This window comes from Gulosibacter macacae (assembly GCF_003865375.1).
GTDB classification, from domain to species: Bacteria; Actinomycetota; Actinomycetes; order Actinomycetales; family Microbacteriaceae; genus Gulosibacter; species Gulosibacter macacae.
The window spans coordinates 26,019-49,401 of the sequence record NZ_RQVS01000006.1 but is presented as its reverse complement, the minus strand read 5'-3'; the positions used below and the strand labels follow the sequence as shown (position 1 = coordinate 49,401).

General features: G+C 67.5%; 17 protein-coding genes and 1 tRNA gene. 8 read left to right on the top strand and 10 right to left on the bottom strand.

Annotated elements, in window-relative coordinates; all coding sequences use genetic code 11:
* Nucleotides 1-42 precede the first annotated feature (42 nt).
* The 7 genes from hemB to hemE all read right to left on the bottom strand — a co-directional run bounded on the left by hemB (nucleotide 43) and on the right by hemE (nucleotide 7,868).
* Nucleotides 43-1,020: a porphobilinogen synthase gene (gene hemB, locus EG850_RS06070; protein WP_124971504.1), complete on the bottom strand. Its 978-nt coding sequence runs from the start codon at nucleotides 1,018-1,020 to the stop codon at nucleotides 43-45.
* 70 nt (nucleotides 1,021-1,090) lie between these two features.
* Nucleotides 1,091-2,377, bottom strand: coding sequence for a uroporphyrinogen-III synthase (locus tag EG850_RS06065; protein ID WP_124971500.1), 1,287 nt, complete (start codon nucleotides 2,375-2,377; stop codon nucleotides 1,091-1,093).
* Nucleotides 2,358-3,422, bottom strand: coding sequence for a hydroxymethylbilane synthase (gene hemC, locus EG850_RS06060; protein ID WP_235829229.1), 1,065 nt, complete (start codon nucleotides 3,420-3,422; stop codon nucleotides 2,358-2,360). Before hemC ends, EG850_RS06065 begins: the two co-directional genes overlap by 20 nt.
* Nucleotides 3,419-4,663, bottom strand: coding sequence for a ferrochelatase (locus EG850_RS06055; protein WP_124971497.1), 1,245 nt, complete (start codon nucleotides 4,661-4,663; stop codon nucleotides 3,419-3,421). Before EG850_RS06055 ends, hemC begins: the two co-directional genes overlap by 4 nt.
* A gap of 2 nt (nucleotides 4,664-4,665) precedes the next feature.
* A complete protein-coding gene (gene hemQ / locus EG850_RS06050; protein WP_328588374.1) occupies nucleotides 4,666-5,385 on the bottom strand; it encodes a hydrogen peroxide-dependent heme synthase in 720 nt (239 codons plus the stop codon).
* 48 nt (nucleotides 5,386-5,433) lie between these two features.
* Nucleotides 5,434-6,762: a protoporphyrinogen/coproporphyrinogen oxidase gene (locus EG850_RS06045; protein ID WP_124971491.1), complete on the bottom strand. Its 1,329-nt coding sequence runs from the start codon at nucleotides 6,760-6,762 to the stop codon at nucleotides 5,434-5,436.
* Nucleotides 6,759-7,868: a uroporphyrinogen decarboxylase gene (hemE, locus tag EG850_RS06040; protein WP_124971488.1), complete on the bottom strand. Its 1,110-nt coding sequence runs from the start codon at nucleotides 7,866-7,868 to the stop codon at nucleotides 6,759-6,761. Before hemE ends, EG850_RS06045 begins: the two co-directional genes overlap by 4 nt.
* Nucleotides 7,869-7,937: 69 nt before the next feature.
* Here hemE and EG850_RS06035 point away from each other — a divergent pair, with 69 nt between their 5' ends.
* Together EG850_RS06035 and EG850_RS06030 are read left to right on the top strand one after the other, a co-directional pair.
* Nucleotides 7,938-9,269 carry a glutamyl-tRNA reductase gene (locus EG850_RS06035; RefSeq protein WP_124971485.1) on the top strand — a complete coding sequence of 444 codons (1,332 nt, stop codon included), beginning with the start codon at nucleotides 7,938-7,940 and terminating at the stop codon, nucleotides 9,267-9,269.
* Between the two features lie 232 nt (nucleotides 9,270-9,501).
* Nucleotides 9,502-11,700 carry an MMPL family transporter gene (locus tag EG850_RS06030; protein ID WP_407920583.1) on the top strand — a complete coding sequence of 733 codons (2,199 nt, stop codon included), beginning with the start codon at nucleotides 9,502-9,504 and terminating at the stop codon, nucleotides 11,698-11,700.
* Between the two features lie 85 nt (nucleotides 11,701-11,785).
* Here EG850_RS06030 and EG850_RS06025 read toward each other — a convergent pair whose 3' ends face one another.
* Both EG850_RS06025 and EG850_RS06020 read right to left on the bottom strand, forming a co-directional pair.
* Nucleotides 11,786-12,106, bottom strand: a complete 321-nt coding sequence (locus tag EG850_RS06025; protein ID WP_124971482.1) for a branched-chain amino acid transporter permease — start codon at nucleotides 12,104-12,106, stop codon at nucleotides 11,786-11,788.
* Nucleotides 12,103-12,828 (bottom strand): AzlC family ABC transporter permease, encoded by a 726-nt coding sequence (locus tag EG850_RS06020; protein ID WP_185714959.1) that lies wholly within the window; start codon nucleotides 12,826-12,828, stop codon nucleotides 12,103-12,105. Before EG850_RS06020 ends, EG850_RS06025 begins: the two co-directional genes overlap by 4 nt.
* Before the next feature lie 181 nt (nucleotides 12,829-13,009).
* On the opposite strand from EG850_RS06020, the gene fdh reads away from it, so the two are divergent.
* From fdh to nrfD, 3 genes are read left to right on the top strand one after another with little or no spacing between them, the layout of a single operon-like run.
* Complete coding sequence (gene fdh, locus EG850_RS06010) at nucleotides 13,010-16,330, top strand: formate dehydrogenase (protein ID WP_185714958.1); 3,321 nt, start codon at nucleotides 13,010-13,012, stop codon at nucleotides 16,328-16,330.
* Nucleotides 16,331-16,353: 23 nt separating this feature from the next.
* Nucleotides 16,354-17,391, top strand: coding sequence for a 4Fe-4S dicluster domain-containing protein (locus tag EG850_RS06005; protein WP_407920584.1), 1,038 nt, complete (start codon nucleotides 16,354-16,356; stop codon nucleotides 17,389-17,391).
* Between the two features lie 39 nt (nucleotides 17,392-17,430).
* Nucleotides 17,431-18,537, top strand: coding sequence for an NrfD/PsrC family molybdoenzyme membrane anchor subunit (gene nrfD, locus EG850_RS06000; protein ID WP_124971470.1), 1,107 nt, complete (start codon nucleotides 17,431-17,433; stop codon nucleotides 18,535-18,537).
* Between the two features lie 94 nt (nucleotides 18,538-18,631).
* On the opposite strand, the gene selD is transcribed toward nrfD, so the two are convergent.
* Nucleotides 18,632-19,648, bottom strand: a complete 1,017-nt coding sequence (selD, locus tag EG850_RS05995; protein ID WP_124971467.1) for a selenide, water dikinase SelD — start codon at nucleotides 19,646-19,648, stop codon at nucleotides 18,632-18,634.
* A 277-nt stretch (nucleotides 19,649-19,925) separates the two neighbouring features.
* Between selD and EG850_RS05990 the strand changes: the two genes are divergently transcribed.
* The 3 genes from EG850_RS05990 to selB all read left to right on the top strand — a co-directional run bounded on the left by EG850_RS05990 (nucleotide 19,926) and on the right by selB (nucleotide 23,331).
* A tRNA-Sec gene (locus EG850_RS05990) sits at nucleotides 19,926-20,020 on the top strand.
* Between the two features lie 45 nt (nucleotides 20,021-20,065).
* Nucleotides 20,066-21,529: an L-seryl-tRNA(Sec) selenium transferase gene (gene selA / locus EG850_RS05985; RefSeq protein WP_124971464.1), complete on the top strand. Its 1,464-nt coding sequence runs from the start codon at nucleotides 20,066-20,068 to the stop codon at nucleotides 21,527-21,529.
* The gene (gene selB, locus EG850_RS05980; protein ID WP_124971461.1) at nucleotides 21,526-23,331 is read left to right on the top strand and encodes a selenocysteine-specific translation elongation factor; all 1,806 of its coding nucleotides are present in this window, start codon (nucleotides 21,526-21,528) and stop codon (nucleotides 23,329-23,331) included. Before selA ends, selB begins: the two co-directional genes overlap by 4 nt.
* Nucleotides 23,332-23,383: the final 52 nt, after the last annotated feature.

The window sequence follows — 23,383 nt, the reverse complement described above, 5'->3', positions numbered from 1 at the left end:
CGTGCGTTAGCGCGCTACGCGGACCACGGCACGCGGGGCACGCTACGCGCGCAACGCCCGGGCGTACTCCACCGCGAAGTAGGTGAGCACCGCATCCGCCCCGGCCCGGCGAATCGACACGATCGACTCGGCCACAGCTCCGGCGCGGTCGATCCAGCCGTGCTGCGCGGCGGCGACGATCATCGCGTACTCGCCCGACACCTGGTAGGCCCAAACCGGCACGATCGACTCGGCCGACACATCCGCGAGCACATCGAGGTAGCTCATCGCCGGCTTCACCATGACGATGTCGGCGCCCTCTTCCACGTCGAGCAGCGCCTCGCGCAGTCCCTCGCGTCGGTTGGCCGGATCCATCTGGTAGGTGCGCCGATCGCCCTGCAACTGCGAATCAACCGCCTCGCGGAAGGGTCCGTAGAACGCGGATGCGTACTTCGCTGAGTAGGCGAGGAGCACCGCATCCTCGTGCCCGGCGGCGTCGAGCGCTTCGCGAGCGACGGCGATTTGACCGTCCATCATGCCCGACATGCCGATGATCTCGGCACCGGCTTCGGCCTGCACGACGGCCATTTCGGCATAGCGCTGCAGGGTCGCATCATTGTCGACGCGACCGCGCTCGTCGACGACACCGCAGTGGCCGTGGTCGGTGAATTCGTCAAGGCAGAGGTCGGCCTGCACGGTGAGCGCGCCGCCCGCTTCCGCGGCAACCGCTGAAATCGCCTGGTTGAGGATGCCTTCGGGGTCGGTCGCTCCCGAGCCAATCGCATCCCGTTCTTCGGGCACGCCGAAGAGCATGATGCCGCCAACGCCCGCCTCGGCCGCCTCGGCCACGACGCCGCGCAGCGAGTCGAGCGTGTGCTGCTGAATGCCCGGTAGCGACGTGATTTCCTGCGGGGCGTTGAGGCCTTCGCGCACGAACACGGGCAGGACGAGCTCGCTCGGATGCACCCGCAGCTCGCGCGTCTGCGCGCGCATGGCGGGCGATTGACGCAGGCGACGGGGACGGATCACTGGACGCAACATGGGACTTCCTCCACTAGGACGGTCGGTGAGAGAACTGGTGGGCGCACGGCCCTGATTGCTAGGCCTGACGCTACTCGCGTCGACCGAGTGCCGCCGCAAGATCGGGAAGGGCGGATGCGAGGTCGGGCTTCGCTGCTGCCTTCGCGAGTGCGTTGAGCATCGCGGCGATGCTCGGCTCGGCGGCCTCGGCCACGACGGGGAGGCCGACCTCCCGTGCATCCTCGGTCGTGATGGGTCCGATCGACACGACGGGCATGCGCACGCCGTCGAGGCGATGTGCAAGTTCGCGCGCGATCATGCCGCTTGTCACGAGGGCAATTGGGATGCGGCCCGCTCGCAGATCTGCCAGGTGGTCGTCGCTGAGCGGTGCTGAGGCTGGGTGGTAGGCAATGGGCGCATCGACCTTGCCTCCGCGCAGCTTCACGCCGAGCGGAATCGTGTGGCGGGCGGCCGAGGAGTGCGGCCAGAGCACTCGGGCGCCCGGTTCCGGCCACTCCTGGATCATGCCGCGTGCGGATTGTTCGCCAGCGGGCACGAAGTCGGCGGTGACGCCGTGGCGCGCGAGCGCCTTCGCCGTGCCGGTGCCGACGGCGGCGACGCGCGTGTTCGCCGGGATCGCGTCGGCGAGGCGCGTGCGGGCGTCGCTGCCGACGCATGGTGCACTGGCGGCAGCGATCTCGAGTTCACTAATACGCTCGTTGCCGCCTAAACCGCGCGCTGCAGCGGGCGCATTAGTCGGGAGCGCGCGTATTAGCGGCACGGGGTTCACGGCGTCGGCGGCGGCGGGTGCGCCGGCGGTCACGCCACCGGGTGACGCTTCGGCGGCCTCGCGATCACTAAACCGCTCGTTGCCGCCTAATCCGCGCGTTGCAGCGCGCGGATTAGGCGGGAGCGCGCGGATTAGTAGCCCGGGGTTCGCCTCGGCGTGGGTGTCGGCACGCGTGTCGGCGCCGGCACCGTCACCGCCCGCCGCAGCGGATGCGCCGAGCGCGTGCACCAGCATCTCGACATTGCGCGGGCTCGTCACGGCGAGCCAGTCATACTCCCCCGCCGCGAGCGCAGCGAGCCGCGCCCGCAACTCAACAGCCTCGTCGCCCACGACCGGCGCGAAATCGATCATCGGCACAATCACCGGCTCAGCGCCGAACGCGGCGACCTCGGCCGCCATCTTCTCGCCGTGCGCCCCACCGCGCGGCACGAGCACGCGCACGCCGCGCAAGCGTTCTCGACCAAGCGCCTGGGCCTGGGCGTTGGGCTCGCTCGCGGCCGCCCGATCTCCTGACGCTGTGGCCGCGGTCAGCTCACTTGAGCTATTCACCTCGGCCAGTTCGTCAGCCTCACTCGACGATGAACTCACCGGCACCCTGCGCAAAGAGCTCACTCACCAGCTGCGCCGCGAGCACGGCCGGTGCGTACGCGCCAACGACCACCGCATCCGGTTCGTGGTCGGGCATCGGGCCGGTCGCGCGCGTGCCGCGCATCCCGCCAGCGATCGCCACGGATGCATCGCGCACAGTCCCGAGATCAATCTCGATTTCTCCGTGCGCCTCGGCAAAGCGATCGGGCCCGTAGACCCGCGCGTGCACGCGCAATACGCCGCCGTCAACGACCGCGTGCACGCCAACCGGCGCCGAGCAGCCAGCGTCGAGACCGTTGAGCACGCCGCGCTCGGCGTCCACGGCCGCACGGGTCGCGGCGTCATCGACCAAGGCCAGCCCATCGCCACCAGTCACCGTCTCAAGCACCCAGCCCTCGCGCGCCTCGATCGCGAGCGAACCCTGCCCGGGCGCGGTCGGAAACTCGTCCAGGCCAAAGCGATCGGTTACCGACTCCTCGCGACCAAGCCGGGCGAGGCCCGCACAGGCGAGGAGCACCGCATCCAGTTCGCCGTGCTCGACGAAGCCGAGGCGCGTGTCGATATTGCCGCGAATATCACGCAGCTCGAGGTCGGGTCGCACCCGGCGCAGCTGCGCAATGCGACGCGGCGAGCCGGTGCCGACGAGCGCACCCTCCGGCAGCTCGGCAAAGGTAAGCCCGTCGCGCGCGCAGAGCGCATCGCGGGCATCTTCACGAGCCGGATGCGCCACTAGCGACAGCCCGGGCGCGGGTGCGGTGGGGAGGTCTTTGAGCGAGTGCACCGCGAGGTCAACCTCGCCCGCCCGCAGCGCCTCGCGCAACTCGGTGGCAAACACGCCCTGACCGCCGAGGGTCGACAGCGACGCACGGTTGACGTCGCCGTGCGTCGTCACGCGCACGAGCTCAAATTGACGACCGGATGCGGCGGCCAAGCGCTCGACAAACTGTCGCGTTTGCGCGACGGCGAGCTTTGAGCCGCGAGTGCCGACGCGCACGATCGGCAACGAACCTGCCGCGCCGATCAGCTCGCGAGTCTCGGCGGTCACGGCTTGAGCCCGGCGACCGCCGGCCGGAAGCCGAGTCGCTCGTTCTCGCAGCAACCCGCGCGGCAGACATCGAACGCGGGGCCGAGGTCGGTGCACGCCTCGCGCTCATCGGCGGGTACCCCGTTGATGCGCTCAAGCAACAGGTCGACCAGCCCAGCCACATAGGCCGGATGCACGCCCGGGGTCGGGGTGCGGCGGAACGCGAGTCCGGCGGTTTCGGCCGATTCGCGCGCCTCGTTGTCGAGATCCCAGAGCACTTCCATGTGGTCCGACACGAAGCCAATCGGCACGACGATGACGGCGCGGCGGCCAGCTGCCGGTAGCTCTTCAATGACGTCGTTGATGTCGGGTTCGAGCCAGGGTTGTGAGGGCGGGCCAGAGCGCGATTGGAAGACCAGCTGCCAGTGCAACGGCAGGTCGAGTCCGGCTTCAGCAAGCCGCTCCTGTGCCTGCGCAATAACGACCTCGCTTACGGCCATGTGCTGCGCGAAGTACGCGCCGCCCTCGCCGTAACCAAGTTCAGCCGGGCCCGACTTCGCCGCATCGCTCATCGGCACCGAGTGCGTGGTGAACAGCACTTCGATGTCTTCTGCACCGAAGGCATCCGAGCCCTGAGCCAAATCGCGCACCGCGTCAACGAGTCCCTCGACGAAGGGCTCGACGAAGCCCGGGTGATCGAAGTAGGGGCGCACCTTGTCGATCTCGACGACCCCCTGCAGCGACGAAGCCTCGAGCGCATCCGCGAAGTCTTCGCGGTACTGGCGGCACGACGAGTACGACGAGTAGGCGCTCGTCGCCAAGCCGAGCAGCTTTGTGGCGCCAGCCTCGTGGGCGGCGTGCACCGCATCCACGACATAGGGACCCCAATTACGGTTGCCCCAATAGACCGGCAGGTTGATGCCGCGGCGGGCGATCTCGGCTTCAAGCGCCGCGAGCAGTTCGCGGTTTTGCTCGTTGATCGGGCTCACGCCGCCGTGGGCGCGGTAGTGCACCGCCACCTCTTCGAGGCGAGCGTCGGGGATGCCGCGGCCAGCGGTGACATTGCGGAGGAACGGGATGACGTCATCCTGCCCCTCAGGGCCACCGAATGAGGCGAGCAGAATTGCGTCATAGGAAGTGGGCGCACTCGCCCACTTCGCGCCGTCCTTCACCGCGTCGGTCGCGGCAGAAACGACGGCGCCCTCGGCGAGCGGGGCATCGGATGCGGGCGGGGCCTTGCGGCCAAGGTTCTCGGCAGCCATGACTATGCCTCGAGCGACTTCACGTGACGCAACACGAGTGGCAGTTCCGCGGTCTCAATGCGGCGGCCGGTATAGAACGGCGTCTCTTCGCGCACGTGGCGGCGGGCCTCGGTGTAGCGCAGGTCGCGCATCATGTCGACGATGTTGAGGAGTTCATCGTCTTCGAACGAGAGCATCCACTCGTAGTCGCTGATCGCAAACGCCGCGACCGTGTTCGCGAGCACCGAGGTGAACGCGCTGCCACGCATGCCGTGGTCGCGCAGCATGACCGAGCGCTCGGCTTCGTCGAGCAGGTACCACTCGTAGGAGCGCACGAACGGGTAGATGCAGATCCAGCTCTTGGGCTCTTTGCCGTACATGAACGCCGGCATGTGGCGCTCGTTGAACTCGGCCGCGCGGTGCACGCCGACGACCTGCCAGCTGAGGTCGAGCTGTTCGAACAGCGGCGTCGTGCGGATGCGGCGAATGGCCGCCTGCAGCGCTTCGGGGTGCTCGCCGTGAGTCCACACGAGCACGTCAGCGTCTTGGCGGAAGCCCGAGACGTCGTAGAAGCCGCGCACGATCACGCCATCGGCCTCGTTCGGGGCGAGGGCTTCGTCGAGTTCGCGCAGGGCGGCGTCGAGTTCGGTGATCTTCGGCGCTCCCGGTGGCCGACGGAACACCGAATACATCGTGTACTGCGTGAGCGAGGTGGGCTGGGCTTCAGACTGCGGAGTCGACATGGTTCTCATTCTAGGTTTGGGCCCTGGTGCGAGCCCGGATGGATGGGTTCAGGAAACTTTCGCGGCGAGCAGACGTTCGACCGCCCGATCGACGGCGGGGATGACGAGTGCGAGGCCGGTGCCGTCGATCCAGGTGCCGGCCGCCTCGAGCCGCGGGGTGTTGGCGATGCGCTCGCGCAGCGCGGCAAGTTCGGCTGGGCGGCCGAGCCGGGCGGAGGGTGCCGGGATGCGCCAGTGCTGGCGCGCGAGTCCGACAACCTGGCGCTCGGGTAGCGGCGTACCGAGGAGCGTGGTGGCGTCGGCGAGCGCCCGGGTGCGCAGCTCACCGTCGCTGAGCTCGAGGGTGCGGGCGGCGGATGCACCGGGTCGCGCCCCGTAGGACAGTCGCAGCAGGTGCCGGCCCGCGCCGGCCGCTTCGGCAAGCCACGGCCACTTCGCCGTCGCGTGGGTGAGCGCCTTCGCCTCGACCTCGCGGGCGTCGGCGACGAGCAAGCCAGTGCCACGAGGATGCGCATCAAGCTCGGGTGCGTCGACGAGCATCGCGACAACCTCGGCGGAAATCGGCTCGGCAGTATCGCCGAGCGCTGACCCGACGGTGACCAGGGTGCCGTTGAAGCGTGCAAGTCGCGCATCATCGACGTGCATCGATTCACCTAGACGCACCTCGACGCCGAGCCGCGCAGTCTCGGCCACGAGGGCAGCGACGAGGCGATGCATCCCACCGCGCACCGTGTTCACGAGCGCTCCCGCGGGCGCGGCAGCGCGTAACGACGCGACCGCGGCTCCGAGCGAGCCGTGCTGCCCCAGCCGCCGCGCAAGCTGCGGTACGAGCACGCGGTGATCGACCACATCCGGGTCGAGTGAATAGACCCCGCGCACGACCGGCGCCACGAGCCGCTCAAGCACCGTGTCGCCGTAGCGAGCGCGGATGAGTTCGGCGAGCGAACCCGCATCCGCGCCAATTGCCGGGTCAAGCGCCGCCTCGGCGTGCACCGACGCGACCCCCTCGGCACCGATCGCGGCCTCGAGGGCTGGGTCAACAGCTTCCGACTCGAGCGCGCTCGGAATACCCACGAGACCGCCCCCCGGAAGGCGGTAACCACCTGCCGCGCCGTGCGCCCAGGAGCCGAGCGTTCGCGGGGCAACGAGGTCGTCACCGAGACCGAGTTCGGTTGCGAGCGCCGCGACCGCCCCGCCGCGCACGGCAAACGCCTCGGCACCAATGTCGAAGGTGAGGTTGTCGATTCTGCCCGGCTGAATCATCCCGCCGAGGCGGTCACTGGCCTCAAAGAGCGTTACCTGTGCGCCTGCGAGCGCGAGGCGTCGCGTCGCGGCGAGCCCGGCAATCCCGCCGCCAATGACGGCGATGTGGGTCATGCCGCGCCGTCACCCGGAAGCGTGTGCACGAACTCGACGAGGCGGGTGAGCACGGTCGGGTCGGCTTCGGGCGGTACGCCGTGGCCGAGGTTGACGATGTGTGCGGGCGCCGCCTGGCCGCGACGCACGACCTCGCGGGTGTGCTCGTGAAGCACGGCGTCACCGGCAAAGAGCGTGGCGGGGTCGATATTGCCCTGCAGTGGTACGCCGGGCAGGCGTCGTGCCGCCTCATCAAGCGGGATGCGATCGTCAACGCCCTGCACATCGCCGCCGGTCTCGTGCATATCGGCGAGTAGCTCGCCCGTGCCAACACCGAAGTGAATTGAGCGGATGCGTTCGCCCGCCGGAGTCTCGAACGTTGCGGCGTGCGCGAGCGGAATTGCGCTGGAGGGCGCGACCGAGGTGCGGTACACCTCGCGCGAGAGTGATCCGGCCCAGGAGTCGAACAACTGCACCACCGAGGCGCCGGCGAGGATCTGCGTTTCGAGGAAGGCGGCGCTGAGTTCGGCGATCGCGCGGGCGAGTTCGTTCCAAGCTTCGGGCTCGGCGCGCATGAGACCGCGGGCGCGCAGGTGATCCTTCGAGGGACCGCCCTCGACGAGGTAGGCGGCGAGGGTGAAGGGGGCGCCAGCGAAACCGATGAGCGGGGTCGAGCCGAGTTCGGCGACGGTGAGCGCGACGGCTTCGGCAATCGGGGCGAAGAGTTCCGGGCGAGTCTCGCCGCGCAGGCGGGCCGCGAACTCGCGCACGTCTTCGGGCGTGCGGATGGGGTTCGCGAACACCGGGCCGCGACCCGGCACGATGTCGACGTCGATGCCGACGAGCTTGAGCGGCACGACGATATCGCTGAAGAACACCGCGCCGTCGACGCCGTGGCGGCGCACGGGCTGCAGCGTGATCTCGCTCGCGAGTTCGGGGCGCAGGCAGGAGTCGAGCATGTCGATGCCGACGCGCAGTTCGCGGTATTCGGGGAGCGAGCGGCCAGCCTGACGCATGAACCACACGGGGAGAGTCTCGGAACGCTGACCGCGTGAGGCCCGAACGAGCGGGGCGTCGGCGGTGCGACCATCAACAAGCGGGTGGTCGGCAGAAAGAATGGTGCTCATTCAGTCAATTGTGGCTCATTTAACCGGTGAGCGCCGTGGGCAGGCGGTTTCGCGTAGAATCGCCTGATCATGCTCGTATGTGTCAGTGCGAACCATCGTTCCGCCGGGTTCTCCCTTCTCGAGCGCCTCACCGGCGCGAGCGTCACTGACCTCGAAAACCTCATCCGTGAGACGCCGGGCATCGACGGCGGCGTGGTTCTTTCGACCTGCAATCGCTTCGAGATCTACCTCGATCTCACGAACGCCCACGCCTTCGACCACTTCTTGCCAGCCCTCGCCCGCACCGTCGGCGTCGCCGAAGACGATCTGCGCGCCCACATCCGCGTGCATGGTGACCGGGATGTGCCCGAGTACCTCTTCGCGGTCTCATCCGGTCTCGAGTCGGTTGCCATTGGCGAGGATGAAATCGCCGGCCAGGTGCGCCGCTCACTCACCGACGCGCGCAAGGCGCAACTCACGACGAGCGATCTCGAAAAGCTCTTCCAGTCAGCCGCGACGACCTCGAAGGGTGTCAAGTCGCGCACCCACCTCGCCGGCGCTGGCCGCTCGCTTGTGAGCCTCGCGCTCGATCTTGCTCGCTCGCAGGCCATCGATTGGCAGCGCGCGAATGTTGTGCTCGTCGGCACCGGCGCCTATGCGGGCGCCACGCTCAAGGCGCTGGAGACGCGCGGCGTGCGCAAGGTTGGGGTCTACTCCCCCTCGGGCCGCGCCCACACGTTTGCCGAGCGTTACGCATCCGTTGACCCGATCGAAGAGGGTCGACTGGCTGAACGACTCTCGAGTGCTGATCTCGTCGTCACCTGCTCGGCGACCGATAAGTACGTGCTCGACTACGACCTCGTGCGCAACTCACGCATCGCACCGGGCTCGACCGCATCCCAGCTCATCATCGACCTCGGCATGCCGCGTAATGTCGACCCGCTCGTCGGCAAGATCGCGGGCGTCGACCTCCTCGACATCGAGACGTTGCGGATGCACGCACCCCTCGAAGACCTCGGCACCACCGAACTCGCCCGCTGCATCGTCGCGCGTGCGGCGAAGGAGTTTCAGGATGATCGCCGCGAGCAGCGCGCCGCGGCTGCAATTGCGAAGTTCCGGTCGTCGGTAACTGAGCAGGTTGAGACGGAGTCGGCACGTTTGACCAATGATGAGACGACGTCGGAGGCGCTGCGGAAGCTTGGCAATGCGCTCTTGCACGAGCCGACACTGCGCATCAAGCAACTCGCTCGCGAGGGCCGCGCGGCCGAGGCCGAGCATGCGCTGGAACTTCTCTTCGGCATCCGTGTCGAACTCGAAGCGGGCGAGCTCAGCCAGGAAGTCGCCCCCGCTCGACCTTCGCGCCCTGAGGCCCTCGAAGGGTGCCCCCACGCACAAACATTGGCTGATCGAGTAGGCCCGTAGGGCCGGATCGAGATCCGCGGCGGTCTCGATTCGCTTCGCTACTCGACCACCCAACAAATTTGGCTGATCGAGTAGGCGGAGCGAAGCGCAGCCGTATCGAGATCCGCGCCGGTCTCGACCACCCAGGTGTTGCGGCGCCAGCCAATCCCACCCATTTGGCCGATCCGGGTGGGTGCACAGCGCGGCACAATGAAGTGTCCCTACACTTCTGCGACTACCGCCGAGGAGCACTGTGCCGAAGCAAACAACACTCGAATCCGCGCCACCAACTGAAACGGCGCCACCTGCCATCCGCCGCGGCGGCCCGGGCTGGGCAAAGTGGCTACGCATCCTCATTCCCGCGCTCCTCATCGTCGCCTGGCTCGTCGGTGCCGGCCAGGGCGGACCGCTGTTCAGCAAGGTGAGCGAAGTCGCCGTCAACGACCAGACCCTCTATCTGCCGGAATCAGCCGATGCCACCGCGGTGCAGGAACAGCTCGGCAGCTTCCTCGGCGAAGACGCCATCCCGGCGATCATCGTCTGGTCATCGCCCGATGCGCTCACCGACGCCGACTTCACTGCGATCAACGAGGCGCTCACGGCCATCACTGACATCAACCACGTGCTCGAGACCTCCCCGGTTATTCCCTCTGAAGACGGCCTCGCAGCTCAAGCCTTCGTCGCCCTCGATTCCTCGGTGCTCCCCGGCGAAACCGTCCCCGAACTGCGCGACGTGCTTGCCGAAACGCCCAATGATCTCACCGTGCAGGTAACGGGCCCCGCCGGCTTCACCGCCGACCTCTCCGCGAGCTTCGCCGGCATCGACGGCCTGCTCCTCCTCGTCGCGCTCGGTGTCGTCCTCGTCATCCTGATCATCGTCTACCGCTCGCCGATGCTGCCGTTCATCGTGCTCGCGACGAGCCTCTTTGCCCTCTGCACGGCACTGCTGCTCGTGTGGTGGCTGGCGAAGTGGGAGATTCTCCTCCTCAGCAGCCAGACGCAGGGCATCCTATTCATCCTCGTGATCGGTGCGGCTACCGACTATTCACTGCTCTATGTCGCGCGCTATCGCGAGACCCTGCGCGAGCACGAATCGAAGTGGGATGCGACCTGGGCGGCCCTGCGCGGCACCTGGGAGCCGGTGCTCGCCTCGGGCGGCACGGTGATCGCGGGTCTGCTCATGCTGCTGTTCAGCGATCTCAAGACGAACTCGACGCTCGGCCCGGTCGCTGCCATCGGCATCGTGTTCTCGATGCTTGCAGCGCTCACGCTCCTCCCGGCGCTACTCTTCTGGGCTGGCCGTGCCGCGTTCTGGCCGCGCCGCGCCAAGTTCGACGCCTCGTGGTCGGCCGAAGATGAAGCGATTCACGGCAATGGTTTCTGGCCGCGCCTTGCCCGCTGGGTGCAGCGCGCCCCGCGCGCCATCTGGATCAGCACCACCATCATCCTCGCCGTGCTTGCGGCCTTCAGCTTGCAGCTCAAGGCCGAAGGCGTGCCGGCGAGTGAGTTCGTGCTCGGCGAATCCGAAGCGCGCGACGGCCAGGCGGCCCTCGGCGAGCACTTCCCCGGCGGTTCCGGCTCGCCCGCGTACGTCATCGTGCCCGAGGCAGAACTCCAGCAGACTGCCACGGCGCTCCTCGGTCTCGAGGGCATCAGCTCGGTTGCAGTCACCGCATCCGATTCGGCCGCGGGCACCGCGCCCGTGACCGAGGACGGCATCCAGGCCTTCGGCCCGCCCGGAACCCCCGCGCCGGCGCCGACTGTCGTCGACGGCAAGGTGCTCCTGCAGGCGACCCTCACCGACGCCGCAGACTCGGATGCGGCGCAGGCGACGGTCATCGAGATCCGCGAGCAGCTACCGGAGTCGCTCGTCGGCGGTGTCACCGCCACGGCCCTCGACACCAACACCACCTCGGTTAACGACCGAAACCTCATCATTCCGCTCGTGCTGCTCGTGATCACGCTCATCCTGATGCTGCTGCTGCGCTCGATCGTCGCGCCGCTGCTGCTCGTGGTGACGACGGTGCTCTCGTTCGGTACCGCGATGGGTGTGGCGGCGCTGCTGTTCAACTACGTGTTCGACTTCCCGGGCGCCGACCCCTCGGTGCCGCTCTACGGGTTCGTCTTCCTCGTGGCGCTCGGCATCGACTACAACATCTTCCTCATGACCCGAGTGCGCGAAGAGTCGCTCGTGCACGGCACCCGCGAGGGTGTGCAGCGCGGTCTTGCGGTGACCGGTGGCGTGATCACTTCGGCCGGTATCGTGCTCGCGGCTACATTTGCGGCGCTCGCCGTGCTGCCGATCATGTTCCTCGCGCAGCTGGCCTTCATCGTCGCGTTCGGTGTGCTGCTCGACACCTTCATCGTGCGTTCGTTGCTCGTGCCGGCGCTCGTGACCGATATTGGTCGCAAGGTGTGGTGGCCGTCGAAGTTGGCGGTGGGTGAGGAGTAGCTCAGCAACTACGAGCGAAAGCGGCGTGTGGGAGCCCCTCGGGGCTCCCACACGCCGCTTTGGCTCACAGTCGCGGGAAAAGTAACTAGCCCAGCACCCAAAGGGCCAGCGCATACGCCGCGATGCCGCCGACGAGGCTGAGCAACACATTCCAACGCCAAAGGTGCAAGCCCGCAGTCACGGCGATGCCGAGCACCGGCGGCACCCACGCCCAACCCGCCCACGAGATATCGCGCACCGAATAGAGCACGAGCACCGTCATCACACCGATCGGCAACAGCAGGCTGAGATCGCGCACAAGTGGCTGTTCACGCAGCCACTTGCCCGCCATGAATGGCGTCGCACGCAAGAAGAAGGTGACCAGCGCGCTCACACCAATGATCGCGAGCGAATGCCAAACATTCATGCCACCCTCCCCCGTCGACGCGACACCACGATGAGGGCGACAAAGAAGTAGACGACTAGCGAGAGCAAGAGCATGAGCTCGCCCGCAAGCAAGTTGCCGAGAAGGCCGATGAGCACCGCGGCACCAAACAGCCCAATCTCGCGGTTCTGTTTGAGCGCCTCAAGCGTGAGCACCACAAAGAGCGCCGTCATCGCGAACCCCATGAACGAAAGGTCATAGGGAATCAGGCTCGCCGCGAGCGCCCCAACCGTCGTCGAGGCGGTCCAGTAGAAGTGCGTGGATGCACCAACAGCGAGCATGCGCGGACCGGTGAGTTCATCACGTGGTTTCGATCCGAGCACCGCATAGGCCTCATCCGTGAGCGCGTGGATGGCATAGGCCCGCGCGATGGGATTGCGGATGCGTTCCAGCGGCACTGAGAGTCCATAGAACACGTGCCGCGAATTGACGAACAGTGCCGTCGTGGCCGCGCTCGCGATCGGCGCACCGGCCACGAGCATCCCCACCGCGAGAAACTCCATCGACCCGGCGAAGATGATGAGCCCCGTGAGGGTCACCCACCACCACTCGAGCCCGAGCGCGACGCCGTACATGCCGAACGACAACCCGAGCGGCAAGAAGGCGAAAAACACCGGTGCCCCGTCGGCAAGCCCCTTACGAAACTCGGGCCACCAGGCGGCGTCACGCCAGCGCGAGGTGTCGAGGTGAGGTGATTCGGGCATCCAGACATTGTGCTCCCCTCGCGCGGCGCCGCCAAGTTGGGCGTGGCGCGCCCCGCAAGGGTGGGCGTCGTGGCGTTCTACCCCACCCATGCGTGGGGTACTTCGCCACGAGAGGGCCACTCACGGCGTGGCGGCACCATGGCTCAGCGAGCACCGGTGGCACTGCGATAAACTCCCTCCCATGTCTGGCCCGACCTTCTTGAATTGGCCGGTCTTCCGGCAGTTCTCGTCGGGAGACTCCTCCGGCCGTGGCCCCGCCGTGACCTCACAACGACAGCGCGACACGACGCCGCGCACCGCCGGTGCCGACAGCGTTGCCCGCAGCGTCTGCCCCTATTGCGCCGTCGGCTGTGGCCAGCTCATCTACACCAAAGACAACAAGGTCATCCAGGTCGAAGGCGACCCGGACTCCCCCATCTCCCGCGGCCGCCTCTGCCCCAAGGGCGCCGCCAGCCAGCAACTTGCCAACGGGCCCGGACGCATCACCGAGGTGCTCTACCGCGCCCCCCGCGCATCCGATTGGCAGAAGCTCGATCTCGACACGGCCATCGACATGATCGTCGACCGCTTTCTCGACGCACGACGCAATTGGTGGGAAGACCGTGACGAGCACGGCAAGCCCCTGCGTCGCACGATGGGCATCGCCTCACTCGGCGGCGCAACCCTCGACAACGAAGAGAACTACCTGATCAAGAAGCTCTTCACTGCGGCTGGAGCAATCCAGATCGAAAACCAAGCGCGCATATGACACTCCGCCACAGTTCCCAGTTTGGGAGCTTCGTTCGGGCGCGGTGGTGCGACCCAGTCCCTCGCGGACATGGCGAATGCTGATTGCGTCGTCATTCAGGGGTCGAACATGGCCGAAGCACACCCAGTTGGTTTCCAATGGGTGTCTGAAGCGAAGGCACGCGGCGCGAAGATCATTCATGTCGACCCCCGCTTCACCCGAACGACGGCAATTGCCGACAAGCACGTGCGCATCCGCGTCGGTTCCGACATCGTGCTGCTCGGCGCGCTCATCAACCACGTGCTCACGAACGAGCTCTACTTCGACGAGTACGTGCGCGCATTCACGAACGCCGCGACGATCATCACCGAGGGCTACGAAGACCCGGAAGACCTCGACGGGCTGTTCTCCGGCTTCGATCCCGAGACGAACACCTACGACCGCACCACCTGGTCGTACGCGGATGCGGATGGCTCCGGCCGCCCCACCGCCCCGGGGGCCGCGGCCGAACAAGATCCGACGCTGACGCATCCGCGTTCGGTCTTCCAGCTCCTCAAGCGCCACTACCAGCGCTACACCCCCGAACTCGTCGAAGAGGTCTGCGGCATTTCGCCGGCCGACTTCGCCTACCTCGCGAAGACCATCACCGAGAACTCCGGCCGCGAGCGCACCACCTGCTTCGCCTACGCCGTGGGTTGGACCCAGCACGCGCAGGGTGCGCAGTACATCCGCACCGCCGCGATTTTGCAGCTCCTCCTCGGCAATATGGGTCGCCCGGGTGGCGGCATCATGGCGCTGCGCGGTCACGCCTCGATTCAGGGTTCGACCGATATTCCGACGCTCTTCAACCTGCTCCCCGGCTACCTGCCGATGCCGGTGGCGGGAGTGCACGACACCCTCGACGACTACATCGAAGCCGTCGGCCCGCAAGAGCAGAAGAGCTTCTGGACGAACGCCGACGCCTACACCGTGAGCCTGCTCAAGGCCTGGTGGGGCGAGGCCGCAACGCCCGAGAACAACTTCGCCTACGACTACCTGCCGCGACTCAACGGCGCCCACGGCACCTACCAGACCGTGATGCGGATGCTCCGCGATGAGGTCGACGGGTACTTCATCCTCGGCCAGAACCCGGCTGTCGGCTCGGCAAACGGCCGGATGCAGCGCCTCGGTATGAGCCACCTCAAGTGGCTCGTCGTGCGCGACTACAACATGATCGAGACCGCCACCTGGTGGAAGGACGGTCCCGAGATCGAGACCGGCGAGATGCGCACCGAAGACATCGAGACCGAGGTGTTCTTCCTGCCAGCCGCGAACCACATGGAGAAATCCGGCACCTTCACGCAGACCCAGCGCATGGTGCAGTGGCGCGAAGCCGCGCTCGCCCCGCCCGGAGACGCGCAGAGCGAGCTGCACTTCTTTTACGAGTTCGGCAAGCGCCTGCGTGAGCGGCTCGCCGACTCGACCGATCCGCGCGATCTGCCGCTGCAGCACCTCACCTGGGACTACCCCGTCGACGAGCACGGCGAGCCCGACCCCGAAGCGGTGCTCCGCGAAATCAACGGTTACGACGTCGCCACCGGCGAACCGCTCTCGGGCTTCGGCCAGTACCGCGCCGATGGCTCAACCGTTGGCGGTTGCTGGATTTACGCGGGCGTCTACGCCGACGGCGTGAACCGGTCGAACCAGCGCCCCACCCGCGCCGAGCAAGACGAGATGTCGTCGAACTGGGCGTGGGCCTGGCCAGCAAACCGCCGCATCCTCTATAACCGTGCCTCGGCAGATGCCGACGGCCGCCCTTGGAGCGAGCGCAAGAAGCTCATGTGGTGGGATGCCGAGGCTGGCCGCTGGGCGGGCCCCGACGTTCCCGACTTCCCCATCGATCGCGCCCCGGATGCGGTGCCGGAGCCGGGTGCCACTGGCCCCGCCGCGCTCTCGGGCACCGATGCGTTCATCATGCAGCCCGACGGCAAAGGCTGGCTCTTCGCGCCCTCCGGTGTCGTGGATGGGCCACTGCCGACGCACTACGAGGCGCAAGAATCGCCGATCGGCAACGCGGTCTATGGCCAGCAGCATCCGCCGACGCAGGTGTTCTTTGACCGTGATGACAACCCGATGAAGCCCTCGAGTGGGCTCGCGGGCAGCGAGGTCTACCCGTTCGCGTTCACGACCTACCGGCTCACCGAGCACCACACTGCCGGCGGCATGAGCCGGTGGTTGCCGGTGCTCTCAGAACTCCAGCCAGAACTTTTCGCCGAGATTTCGCCAGAGCTCGCCGAGCTGCGCGGCCTCGAACCCTACGGTTGGGCGACGATCATCTCGCCGCGCACGGCGATCGAGGTGCGCGTGCTCGTGACTGAGCGCGTGCGTCCGGTCACCGCGGGCGGCCAGCAGGTGCACCAGATCGGTCTGCCCTATCACTGGGCAGTCGGCAAGGATGCGGTCGTCACCGGCGACTCGGTGAACGACCTCATCGGCCTCACCCTCGACCCGAATGTGTTCATTCAGGACTCGAAGACCGGCGCCTGCGATATTCGCCCGGGTCGCCGCCCGCGCGGGCCGGAACTGTTGCAGCTCGTTGAGGAGTACCGCGAGCGGGCTGGAATCGCCGTGGCCGGCGAACCAAACCCCTACGCATCCGATCTCGAAGAGGGCCGCTACGACGCCTCGATCGCGCACGCGGGCAATGCGGCTACCAACGCCGATGTGCCCGTCGCCGATGACGATGCCTCCCGCGCGCCCGACGCTGGCGCTTGGCCGACAGGAGAAGAACGGTGACCCAAACCTTCGACGACCGACGCCTGAGCACCTTCGGCAACGACGGCCACGATGCCGCCGCACACGACCCGGCCGCAGCGGTGCACTGGGACCACGACCACGAACGCAAGGGATTCTTCACCGACACCTCAATCTGCATCGGCTGCAAGGCCTGTGAGGTGGCGTGCAAGGAGTGGAACCGCAATCCGCAGGACGGCGATTTCGAGCTACTCGGTTCGTCGTACGACAACACCGGCTCGCTCGGTGCGAACACCTGGCGACACGTCGCGTTCATCGAACAGGATGAGGAGCGCATCGAGGTGGCCCGCGAGTCGGGTCGCGCCTTGGTGTCGCTGGGCATGCCGACCGTGCGGCCACCCGAGGGACCGGCGGCCGCCTTCGCGAACGCGAGTGCTGCATCCACGGATACTGCACCGCCCGACACCCCCGAGTTCCGCTGGCTCATGTCGTCAGATGTCTGCAAGCACTGCACCTACGCGGGCTGCCTCGACGTCTGCCCGACCGGTGCGCTCTACCGCACCGAGTTCGGCACGGTCGTCGTGCAGGCCGATGTTTGCAATGGCTGCGGCACCTGCGTTGCCGGCTGCCCCTTCGGTGTGATCGAGCGACGCGATGACGGCACGGTGCAAACGAAGTCGGATCGCGCCGAGCACGTCAACGACTTCGAGCAGGAGGTGCCGAACCGCGGCACCGCAAACAAGTGCACCCTCTGCTACGACCGCCTCGTTGTTGGTGACCAGCCCGCCTGCGCGAAGACGTGCCCGACCACTTCGATCAAGTTCGGTGACCGCGAGTCGCTCGTTGTCGATGCGCAGGCGCGCGTCGAGCAATTGCACGCCCAGGGCATGACTGAGGCGCGGCTCTACGGGGCCAACCCGAACGATGGCGTCGGTGGCACCGGCTCGGTGTTCTTGCTGCTCGATGAACCCGAGGTGTACGGCCTGCCGCCGGACCCGCGGGTGCCGACCAAGGACCTGCCGCAGATGTTCAAGACGGCCGCCGTCGCCGCTGCTGGGATGCTCGCCGCCGTCGCGGTAGCCTTCCTGGGCGGCCGCCGCTAGGCAGCGTGTTTGGCGGAATGCTGTGAAATTGGGAGTGCTGTGACCACGTCGACTTTTGACTCGTATCGTCCGCCGGAGCCGCCGCGCCGCAAGCGCCGCCGCGAAGGTCCGCGACCGGCGTCGCGCCCTGGTGCCGGTGGTGGCGACGGTTCGCGCGAGATGTCGATGGTCGATGACGTCAAGTTCTCGTCGTACTACGGTCGCCCGATTGTGAAGGCGCCACCGTGGAAGCACGAGATCGGCCTGTATTTCGTGCTCGGCGGTATCGCTGGCGGTTCGGCGCTGCTCGGCTTTGGCGCGCAGCTTGCGGGACTTCGGAAGCTACGCCGCAACTCGCGGTTGACGGCGTTAGGCGCAGCAGGCGCTGGCGCGTTGGCACTCATTGCTGACCTGGGGCGTCCCGAGCGGTTCTTGAACATGTTCCGCACGTTTAAAGTGACTTCGCCGATGAGTCTCGGCTCGTGGCTACTCGGTGGCTTCAGCGCCCTGGCCGCGATTCCGGCGCTGTCGGAGCTCGTGCGCATGACGCACGGTTTCATCCTGCCGAAGCCGCTGCGCCGCTCCGGCCGCCGCGTGCTCGAGGCAACCGAAAACGTAGCCGGTGCTGGCTCGGCGCTGTTGGCGGCGCCCCTTGCGGTCTACACCGCGGTGCTCATCAATGACACGGCAAACCCGGTGTGGAATGCCTCGCGCAAGCACCTGCCCTACGTGTTTGCGAGCTCGGCGTCGCTCGCTTCTGCGGGCGTGGCGATGATCACGACCTCGAAGCGACAGACGTTGCCGGCGCGCATCCTTGGTGGCATTGGTGTCGTTGGTGACGTGGTGTCGATGCACGTGATGAAGGATGCGATGCATCCCGCCGAGCGCGAACCGCTCGAAACCGGCGAGCCCGGCAAGATGCTCAAGTTTGCGGAGATTCTCGCGGTTGCCGGTGGTGTGGGCTCGATCTTTGCGGGTCGCTCGCGCCTCGTGGCCGTGGCGTCGGGCGTGTGCTTGGTGGGTGCCTCAGCACTCACGCGTTTTGGGGTGTTGGATGCTGGGCTCGAGTCGGTGCACGACCCGCGTCACGTAATCGAGCCGCAGAAGGCGCGCTTGGCCGCCCGCCGCGCCGCCGGCATCACCGACGACTCGATCACGACGGTCTGATCTCGCTACGGCCTTCGGCCTACTTGATCAACCAGGATTGGCTGGTCGAGTAGCGGCGAAGCCGCGTATCGAGACCCCCCGCCACGCAACTCACCTACCGAATGCGGATCCGCGCATCCCCGGCGACGGTTTCACCAATCACCGGATACCCGGGCACTTCGCCCACCACGAGCAAGCCACCCGAGGTCTGCGCATCCGCAAGCAGGAGCAGCAGCTCTTCGCTGACCCCCGCATCCACGTCGAGATGCTCGCGCACCCACGCAAGATTGCGCTGCGAGCCACCCGAAACGTAGCCCTCATTGATCGACCGCACCGCCGCCGCAATCATCGGCACCGCGTTCGCGTCGAGCACGGCGCTCACGCCCGAGGCGCGACACATCTTGTAGAGGTGGCCGAGGAGGCCAAACCCAGTGACATCGGTTGCCGCCTTCGCACCGGCCGCGAGCGCGCGAGCCGACGCATCCTGATTCAGCTGCGTCATCACGTCAATAGCTTCGGCGAACACCTCGCCGGTGCGCTTGTGCCGATTGTTGAGGATGCCGCTGCCGATCGGCTTCGTGAGCGTGATCGGCAAGCCGGGCTCGGCGGCGTCATTGCGCAGCAGGCGATCGGGATGCGCGGTGCCCGTGACGGCCATGCCGTAGATCGGCTCTGGCGCGTCGATCGAGTGACCGCCGATGACCGGCACATTCACCTGCTTGGCGACATCGAGGCCGCCGCGCAGCACCTCGGTCATGAGTTCCATCGGTAGCTTTTCGCGCGGCCAGCCGACGAGGTTGATGGCGACGACCGGCGTGCCGCCCATGGCATAGATGTCGCTGAGCGCGTTCGCGGCGGCGATGCGGCCCCAGTCGTAGGCGCTGTCGACCACCGGGGTGAAGAAGTCGGCGGTCGAAAGCACGGCGAGTCCGTCTTGGATGCGGACTGCCGCGGCATCATCGCCATCGTCAAGGCCCACAATGACGTCGTCATGGTGCTGGCCGGTGAGCGCGGCGACCGCCTGCTCGAGCTCGCCCGGCGGAATCTTGCAGGCGCATCCGCCACCCGCGGCGAAACCGGTGAGTCGCAGCTCGGCGGAGAGGTTGGCAAGAGTCTCGGGCGTAGCAGTCATGTGGGCGAGTCTAGGCGGGGCGTGTTTGGGGGCGCCGGTCGAGGGTGCGCCTTCATGCCAAACCTGAGCCGTCTTGGGAGCCATCACGCCAAACCTGAGCGATGCACGGCTCGGGGATGGCGTGAAGGCTCAGGGTTGCGCGGTAATTGCGTATCTGGCTCGCAGTTGTGGAGCCGCGATTCCAATGGTGGGCGTCATGGCGTAGTTCCCCACCCATGGGTGGGGAACTACGCCACGAGAGGGCCACTTCCGTGGCGGTGGTAGATTGCATCGGCATGGAGGCGTCTGGGTCCTGGTGGGCCCCCTGGTCTTCAACACCAGTGAGACCGAGTACCTCGGTCTGGCGGGTTCGATTCCCGTCCGCCTCCGCCAGGATGGGGTTTCACCGACCGCGACGAACCCGAGGAGCTGCCCGCCATGACGCATGACGATCCGCGGCGCCACATCCCCCGCACCGACACGCTCCTCGCCCTGCCTGAGGTCAAGCAGGCTTCCGCGGCCCTCGGTGAACGCGTCGTCCTCGGCATCATTCACGCCACCCAAGACCGCGCCCGCCGCGGCGAACTCCCACCCGAGGCCGTAGCGGCGACTGTGCTCGAGACGCTGTCGTCGCAGCGGCCGGCCTCATTGCATCCGATCATCAACGCAACCGGCGTGATCGTGCACACAAACATTGGCCGCGCGCCGCTCTCGCCGGCGGCGGTCGATGCTGTCGTGGATGCGGCTGGCTACGTCGATCTCGAACTCGACCTCGCCTCGGGCACGCGTTCGCGCCGCGGCACCGGTGCCCGAGCCGCCCTCCTGGCCGCCTGCCCCGACGCTGAAGATGCGCTCATCGTCAACAACGCCGCGGCCGCACTCGTACTCGCGACGACCACACTTGCTGGCACCGCGCCGACCGGCGGCCGCGAGGTGCTCATGAGCCGCGGCGAGTTCATCGAGATTGGTGCGGGGTTCCGGCTCAGCGACCTCATTGCCTCAACCGGTGCCCGCATCCGTGAGGTGGGCACGACGAATCGCACGCACCTCGACGACTACAAAGCGGCGCTGAGTGACAAAACCGGATGCGTGCTCAAAATTCATCCGAGCAACTACCGCGTCGAGGGGTTCACCGCCGAGGCGACGGTCACCGAGCTCGCCACACTTTGCCGCGAGCGTGGCGTGCCACTCATCGCTGACCTCGGCTCCGGACTCCTCGAACCTGACCCACTCCTCCCCGACGAACCCGATGCCGCGAGCGCCCTGCGCGCCGGCGCCGACGTCGTGATTGCGAGCGGCGACAAGCTGCTCGGCGGTCCGCAGTCGGGCATCCTGCTTGGCCGCAGCGAGCTGATCGCGCAGATCGCCCGGCATCCGCTTGCTCGTGCGGTGCGTGCCGACAAGCTCGCCCTCGCGGCACTCGAGGCCACGGTTTCGGCGGGCACCTCGCCGGTGCGCGAGGCGCTGCATGCCGACTCGGATGCGTTGCTCGCCCGCACTCGCGAGCTCGCCGAGCGGGTGGCGAACGGCCTCGCTACCGCGACCCGACCAGGCGTTACTGATGGCGCAACCGCTGGCGCGATCGCCGCGTCCGCCAGCGAGAAAGCACCGAGCCAAGACTCGACAGACACGCGCAGCGAGGCAAGCACCGCATCCGCGATCGAGGTCATCCCCCACGACGGCCGCGTCGGCGGTGGCGGCGGAGTCGGCGTGCCGCTCGCCGGCTGGGCGCTCGCACTACCGCTTGATGCTGCCGCGCGCCTACGCACCGGCACCCCGGCGGTGCTCCCCCGCATCCACGCCGATCGCTGCCTCGTCGACCTTCGTTGTGTGCCCGCACACGACGATGCCGCCCTCGCGACCGCCATCATCGCTGCCCTGCGCGCTGCCGAGTGCGCATGACCAGCTTCGTCATCGCTACCTCGGGTCACGTCGACCACGGCAAATCGACCCTCGTGCGCGCGCTCACCGGCATCGAACCCGATCGCTGGGCCGAAGAGCAGCGGCGCGGCCTCACCATCGACCTCGGCTTCGCCTGGACCGAACTCCCCTCGGGGCGCGAGGTCGCCTTTGTCGATGTACCCGGTCACGAGCGCTTTCTCGGCAATATGCTCGCGGGCCTCGGTCCGGCTCCGGTCGTGCTCTTCGTCGTCGCCGCCGATCAGGGCTGGCAACAACAATCAACCGACCACCTCGCCGCGGCCGCGTCACTCGGCATTCGCCACGGCGTCGTCGCACTCACGCGCATCGACCTCGCACCGGATGGGGTCGCTGGAGTCACTGCCGAAGTGCGTGATCGCCTCGCCGCCACCGAGCTGGCGAACGCCACGATTGTGCCCGTCTCCGCGCGCACCGGCGAGGGGCTGGATGCGCTGCGCCAAGCTCTCGACACCGCCCTCGCGACCGTGCCCCCGCCGCATCCCGATGCCCCGATGCGCCTGTGGATCGACCGGTCGTTCTCGATCTCTGGTGCCGGCACCGTCGTCACCGGCACCCTCGCCGATGGCGCCGTCGCCCGCGGGGATGCGTTTGCTGTGGCTGGTGCGCAGCGCACCGACCGCGTCGAGGTACGGAGTGTGCAATCGCGCGGTGCGAGCGTCGACCACGTCGCCGGGGTGAGTCGCGTCGCACTCAACTTGCGCGGGGTGTCGGTGGATGCCGTGCAGCGCGGCGATGCACTCGTCACGCCCGGTGCGTGGTGGCAGACCTCGCTCGTGGATGCGCGGCGCGTGAGCGGGCTCGCCCTCGACGAGGTGCCGCGCGAGATCGTGGTGCATGTGGGCACCGCCGCCGTGCCCGCGGTCGTGCGGCCATTTGGTGCCGATCACGCGCGATTGCAGCTGAGTCGCGAGCTGCCATTGCGGGTGGGCGATCGCATGGTGTTGCGCGACCCGGGGAGTCACTCGGTGATGGGCGGCGTGCAATTGCTCGATGTCGATCCGCCGCAGCTGCGACGTCGTGGGTCGGGCGCGAAGCGTGCCGACGTGCTTGCGACGATGTCGCCAATGGGCTCGGCTGAGGTTGAGGTGTCCCGGCGCGGCGCCATGCTCGCGTCGCATTTGGAGCAGCTCGGCATTGCCCTGCCCGAAGCGGCGGCGGGTGACCTCATCCGCATGGGGCCCTGGCTTGTCACGAAACCGCAGTTCACCGAGTGGGCACAGCGATTGCGTGCGGCGGTTGCTGCCGATGCCAAGCGCGATGCTCTGTCGCCCGGCCTCACGCGAGATGCCGCGATCGACGCACTCAAGCTGCCGGATGCGGCACTCCTTGGCGCCGTCGTGAAGCTCGCGCGCCTCGAGGCCGAGGCTGGCCGCATCCGTGTGCCTGGACAGAAGGCCGATCTCGGCCCGGCCGAAGCGAGTATCGCGAAGCTCGAGGCGACGCTTGCCACCAAGCCGTTCCTCGCACCCGAGGCCGACGACCTCAAGGCGCTCCGGCTCGGCGCGAAGGAACTCGCTGCCGCCGAACGAGTCGGGCGACTCTTGCGCATTGATGAGGGACTCGTGCTCCTGCCTTCGGCACCTGCCCGAGCGGCGAGCATCCTGGCGACCCTGCCGCAACCATTCACGCTGAGCGAGGCGCGGCAGGCGCTCGGCACCACCAGACGTGTGGCCGTGCCGCTCCTCGAATTACTCGACCAGCGCGGCCTCACCCGCCGCATCGATGCCTCCCGCCGCGAGGTGGTCGCGCACCGTCGCAAGTGACCCTCTCGTGGCAAACTCCCCCACCCATGGGTGGGTCACTTGACCACGAGAG